The 5560-nt window shown below is 63.3% G+C and carries 5 protein-coding genes and 1 tRNA gene; 5 read left to right on the forward strand and 1 reads right to left on the reverse strand.

The features are described 5' to 3' along the window. Positions 1–338 precede the first annotated feature (338 nt). From JNK68_11495 to JNK68_11515, 5 genes are all read left to right on the forward strand, one after another. Positions 339–414, forward strand: a tRNA-Lys gene (locus JNK68_11495). Positions 415–701: 287 nt separating this feature from the next. Then, entirely contained in the window at positions 702–2135 is a 1434-nt protein-coding gene (locus JNK68_11500) for an MFS transporter (protein ID MBL8540979.1), read from the forward strand. Positions 2136–2188: 53 nt separating this feature from the next. Then, positions 2189–2872: a CDP-diacylglycerol diphosphatase gene (locus tag JNK68_11505; protein ID MBL8540980.1), complete on the forward strand. Its 684-nt coding sequence runs from the start codon at positions 2189–2191 to the stop codon at positions 2870–2872. Positions 2873–3524: 652 nt separating this feature from the next. Further along, entirely contained in the window at positions 3525–3962 is a 438-nt protein-coding gene (locus tag JNK68_11510; protein ID MBL8540981.1) for a hypothetical protein, read from the forward strand. Further along, on the forward strand, positions 3959–4468 hold the full coding sequence (locus tag JNK68_11515; GenBank protein ID MBL8540982.1) for a hypothetical protein: 510 nt from the start codon (positions 3959–3961) through the stop codon (positions 4466–4468). The genes JNK68_11510 and JNK68_11515 overlap by 4 nt, the downstream gene beginning before the upstream one ends. Before the next feature lie 40 nt (positions 4469–4508). Here JNK68_11515 and JNK68_11520 read toward each other — a convergent pair. Further along, positions 4509–5560: mandelate racemase/muconate lactonizing enzyme family protein (locus JNK68_11520; protein ID MBL8540983.1), on the reverse strand; the 1052-nt coding region annotated here is incomplete at its 5' end.

Raw genomic sequence — 5560 nt, forward strand, 5'->3', positions numbered from 1 at the left:
CGCGTTCAAGGACCGTTATAATCGCCACTGGCGTCTTGAAAAGCTGGGCTTCATGTCACCCCACGAAGCCCGTCAGGCCTATGCCATGCGCAAGGCGGCCTGAGCTGCAATACCGTGTCCAGATAATGCGAGCCGGTACACCGAGTCCGAGGTTTTTGTTTTCTTTGGCCTACCGCTAATCCCTTGAGTCTTGGCGTTAAACGGTGCAGAATTGCGCGCTGTCGTGTCCGGTGGCAGGCTTTTAATCCGTTGGTCGGCGGTTCGAATCCGCCACGACCTACCAGTTTTTCGGCCCGACTACCGCAGTTACCAAGAACGTCTAAGTTAGCGACTACTACGGGCCGTTAGCTCAGCTGGTAGAGCAGTGGACTCTTAATCCATTGGTCGTAGGTTCGATCCCTACACGGCCTACCAAAACTCCCCTTTGCGAGACACCCGCCCTTCGCCAGCGTCTTGCCTGCCTGACCGTGGCGCACACGTGACGCCGGCATCACGTTCCCGCTCCGATGAGATCCGATGCGCGCAGCCGCAGCTTGAAGGCCCGCAGCAACTCACCGACAATCGACCCGCGAGGCTCTCCGCCGTTGTGGTGAACTGAACGCGAGAGCCTCAACCTTCGAGACCCGCGGAGGGCGCCGCGAGCCAAATCCCTATCGCACCGGCGGGGGGCGGCGTCTGGACAATCGGATTGAAATAACCCCATGACCGCCCGCGAGCATCACGTCACGGCGCCGGAGGATCAAGTCCCGGTTTCGCAAAAGGTCGCCTATGGTCTGGGCGCCATCGTGACAATCGTCGCGGTGAATTCGGTGGTGCAGCTCACGAGCCTGGTCTACGTCGTCGGATTGGGCATCAGCGCGATCTGGATCGGCTATGCCCAGGCGTTTCCGCGGCTGTGGGACGCGATCATCGATCCGTTCCTCGGCAACCTGTCGGACAACTCGCGGTCGCGCTTTGGCCGGCGAATCCCGTTTCTGGTCGTTGGCGGGATTCTGATCGGGATCGCGTTCTGGCTGCTGTGGACCGTGCCCCGCGACTGGAGCAAGGAGGCGATGTTCGCCTACTTCGTCGTCGCCTCGCTCTTTTTCTACACGGTGGTGCCGATCTACTCGATTCCGCACGGCGCGCTCGGCCTGGAGATGACGCCGGACTATCACGAGAGAACCAGCATCTTCGCCTACGCGAGCTTCATCGGGAACGTGGGCGCGTTGACGCTGCCGTGGGTCTATTTCCTGGCCAACCGCCCGATTTTCGGCGGCGACGAGGTCAACGGCGTGAAATGGATCTGCCTCGGGATGAGCGTCGTTCTCACGGCTGCGGCTCTCATCTGCGCGTTCGTCTGCAAGGAAGGAAAACTGCAGCAGACGCAAGGGCAGGAGCGCGTGCCGATGCTCGAGAGCTTCAAGACGACCTACCGGAATGGCACGTTCGTCCGGCTCGTGATCGTGTTCGTGCTGTTGATCGTCGGCTTCCAACTCGTGATGGGCTTCAGCAACCTCATCCAGATCTTCTACATTTTCGACGGCAACAAGGACGCGGCATCGGCGCTGATGGCGGAGAACGGTACGCTCTGGGCGATCGTCGGCATCGTGGGCGTGATTCCGATGACGTGGCTCTCGAAACGTCTCGGCAAGCGCACGACCGTACTGCTCGCGCTGGCGCTGATCGCGGCGGGCAACCTCGCAAAGATCGTCTGTTACAACCCGGCTTTTCCGCGACTCACTTACTTTCCGACGATTTGCCTGTCGCTCGGGATGGTGTTCTGCTTTTCGCTCGTGAACGCGATGATTGCCGACATCTGCGATGAGGACGAGTATTCCACGGGAATCCGGCGCGAAGGCATCTATTTCGCCGTCTACAACTGGTGGTGGAAGGTGGCGGTTTCAATTGCGACGATCGTGAGCGGCTACCTGCAGCACCTGACCGGGTTCGTCGAAGGCGCCGCGACCCAAAGCGCGGCTACGATGTTCTGGCTCCGATTCTGGGAGATCGGTCTGCCGTCGGCGATGTGCGTCGTCGCCATGGCGCTGATGGCCAAGTATCCGCTCACGGAAGCGCGAGCGTATGAGATCAAGCGGCTGCTCGCTGCACGCAAGACGACCACTTCGACCGGCAACCCGGCGCAAAGCACGTGACTGATGAAGCGCCCGTCGGTCCTCCGAGACTGAACGTAAGGCTTGCCCGATGGATGCTGGCGACGCTGTGCGTTGGCGCTGTCGGCTGTACCGCGGACGTCTACTCTCCCGCGTCGTCCGACGACGATCCGAGTGCGTTGCGCACGATCGTCCTGCACTGCCTCGACGCGACTGCGCCCGATTACTGCAAGCGCTGTCCGCAACCCCTGGTGGGCGAGTGCGGTGTGACGTCGTGCTGGAACAGCACCGACGTGTGGGCGGAAACGCCGCACTTCGTCGCGATTCCAGATCGCAAGATGTGCCAGTGTCCGCCCGGATTCGTGCACGGTCTCGCCCTTCCGCGCTCGATCGTTACCGGCGTCGAGGATCCCCGACGGCCCGACGGCATCTGGCCGTTTGCATGGCGCGTCGCGAGTGCGCGCATCGCGCCGACCGAAGAGATCGCCTTGGTCGTCAATCCGCCTTTCGCGCGAACGCAGGACGAACTGCATGTGCACATCGTCCGTCTGCTCGACGACGGACGCGCGCAGATCGAGGCGCGACAGCCGCTGCACATCGACAATCTGGAGGACGCCTGGCGTGCCGCGACGGCACACGCGCAACGGAGCGGTTACCAGAGTTACGGCGTTGCCCTCATCCAGTGGAGAAGCGGCGGCTACCTCGTCGTCGCGACCGACCGCAGCCCGGAGATGGCGTTCACGGAATCGCTCTGCAGCAGCGGAGCACCGAGCCGATAGCGAGCACCATCGCAGACCATCGCGCAGGATTTCTCACGCTGCACGCAGACACGCAGCAGTGGTCGCAGGCACGCTGTTCGAGAACTTCTCGATCAAGCCTGAAACGCGACTTTCCAGGGAGTTATGTACAGAAACCTGAGGTAGAGTCACGATGTCACGGCCAGGCTTTTGGCAAATATCGGTAATGTCCTGTTCCGGGTAACGAATTACCCGTCTGCTCGAAAATTGAGCGGCCGCCTTAAGACTCCTTTTCCTCGCCGTGAGCCGGGTCTCTTTCCACAGAGTTGTCCACAGCTTCTGTGGACCAGCGAAAAGTCAAGCATGAAGGGATGAGAATGACATCGTCGAGGGAGACCGACGCCACAGGGTCCTTCCTCGGATCGTGCAGAATCCGAAGTATTGACGACACGCGCTGGCAGCGACCGCAGTACTGTCGGCAGCCACGCTTGCTCCCTGCCGGAGGAGCGGGATACGAGCTCAAGAGCAGGCAATCCCACGTTAAGTCGCCGACCCCGGCCTCGCGAAAGTTCGCACGCGCGGCCAGCGCTTGCGTTAACTTGCCGAGTCACGTCGGATTTCCTATCCTTCGTCGTCGATCGACTGGAGGTGATGCGCGAATCCCATGTGGATTCGCGGGCATCGCGAACGAAACATGGCCCATCTGATCTTCTACGAGAAACCCGGTTGCGGCGGCAACGCGCGCCAGCGTGCACTGCTGCGAGCCGCGGGGCACACGCTGGAACAGCGCAACCTGCTGGCGCACCCGTGGACGCGCGAAGCGCTGCTGGAATTCCTCGATCCCTTGCCGGTGGCGCAGTGGTTCAACCGCGCGGCACCACGCATCAAGAGCGGCGCAATCGACCCGGAAACGCTCGACCGCGAGGTCGCGCTGAAAGCGTTGCTCGCAGAGCCACTGTTGATCCGCCGGCCGCTCATGCAGCGCGCGGACGCCGGTACGAGACTGGTCGGTTTCGATCTGGACGCGGTGCAGCGCTTCGTCGGGCTGGGCGACACCACGCCGCCGACGGAAGCGATGGAGGGCTGCGCATCGCCGCGCGAACGCTGCGCTCCGGGCGGCGCTGCGCGATGAACATCCTCACCGGCGAAAGCACGGAAGCCTGGTTCGGCGGAGAGGTGCCGGCGGCGACGCGCGAACTGTTGCGCCAGGCAGCGACCGCACCGGCTGTGGAACGCAGCACGCTCTTGTGGACGGCGCAGGCGCTGGCACCGCATGCGCTGCCCATCTACTACGCGCTCTACAAGCACCACGCGCAGCGGCGCGAGTTCGAACTGGCCGAACGCGCAGCTCGGCGCGGGCTCGCGGAGGCGGCGCACGCTGCCGACCTGCGCGATGACGGCCAGCACCTGGATGGCAGTGCCGCCGATTTCGCGGCCAATGGGCCGGCGCGCTTCTGGCTCTTCACGCTGAAGGCACTCGCGTTCATCGCGCTGCGCAGCGGTCGCCCTGACGAAGCACGCGCGCTCCTGGCGCGCATCGCCGCCGTCGGACCCGAGCATCGGGTCGGGGACGAGGTGGTCGCGGCGCTGCTCGGAGCAGCCGGCGGCGCCGATACCGATTCGCGATCAAACCGATAGAAGTCGACGAGCGCAACGACGCGGATCGGGCAGGAGTCTCTCACGCGGCGAGCTTCTGCATCTCCCGATAGAGGTCCGCCTTGCCCTCGAAACCGATGCCGGGCAAGTCCGGCAACGTGACGTGACCGTTCTCGACCTTCACGCTGTCGGGAAATCCGCCGTACGGCTGGAAGAGATCCGGGTAGGATTCGTTGCCGCCCAGCCCGAGACCCGCAGCGATGTTGAGCGACATCTGATGTCCGCCATGCGGAATGCAGCGGCTCGCCGACCACCCGTGCTGCCGGAGCATCGCAAGAGTGCGCAGGTATTCGACGAGGCCGTAGCTCAGGGCGCAGTCGAACTGCAGCCAGTCGCGGTCGGCGCGCATGCCGCCGTAGCGGATCAGATTGCGTGCGTCCTGCATCGAGAAGAGATCCTCGCCGGTGGCCATCGGCTTGTCGTAGTAGTTGCGCAGCGTCGCCTGCAGCTCGAAATCCAGCGGGTCGCCCGGTTCCTCGTACCAGAACAAATCGTATTGAGAGAGCGCCTTCGCGTACTGGATCGCGGTGTCGAGATCGAAGCGCCCGTTGGCATCGACGGCGAGCTTCTGACCGTCCTGCAGGACACTCAGGATGGAATCGATGCGCCGCAGATCCTCGTCCAGTGACGCACCGCCGATCTTCTTCTTGACGACGGTGTAGCCACGGTCGATGTAGCTGCGCATCTCGTCCTTGAGCTTCTGGTGATCCTGTCCGGGGTAGTAGTAACCGCCCGCCGCGTAGACGAAGATGCGACGATTGGGCTTGCCGTCGCCGTAGCGTTCGGCCAGCAACTGGAAGAGGGGCTTGTCCTCGATCTTGGCGACGGCATCCCAGACCGCCATGTCGATGGTGCCGATCGCGACCGACCGCTCGCCGTGGCCGCCCGGCTTCTCGTTGGTGAACATGCAGCCCCACGCCTTGTGCGGGTCGAGATTCTCGCCGGTGGCATCGACGAGGCTTGCCGGGTCGGCCTCCAGCAGGCGCGGAATGAAGCGCTCCCGCATGAGCATGCCCTGCCCATAACGTCCGTTCGAGTTGAAGCCGTAGCCGACGACGGGCTTGCCGTCGCGGA

Source organism: Betaproteobacteria bacterium, from assembly GCA_016791345.1.
Taxonomy (GTDB): domain Bacteria; phylum Pseudomonadota; class Gammaproteobacteria; order Burkholderiales; family JAEUMW01; genus JAEUMW01.

Bases quoted from the DNA above. Each gene is read 5' to 3' on its own strand.
- JNK68_11510 (MBL8540981.1), top strand. From the start codon at position 3,525: ATGGCCCATCTGATCTTCTACGAGAAACCCGGTTGCGGCGGCAACGCG.
- JNK68_11505 (MBL8540980.1), top strand. From the start codon at position 2,189: ATGCTGGCGACGCTGTGCGTTGGCGCTGTCGGCTGTACCGCGGACGTC.
- JNK68_11515 (MBL8540982.1), top strand. From the start codon at position 3,959: ATGAACATCCTCACCGGCGAAAGCACGGAAGCCTGGTTCGGCGGAGAG.
- JNK68_11500 (MBL8540979.1), top strand. From the start codon at position 702: ATGACCGCCCGCGAGCATCACGTCACGGCGCCGGAGGATCAAGTCCCG.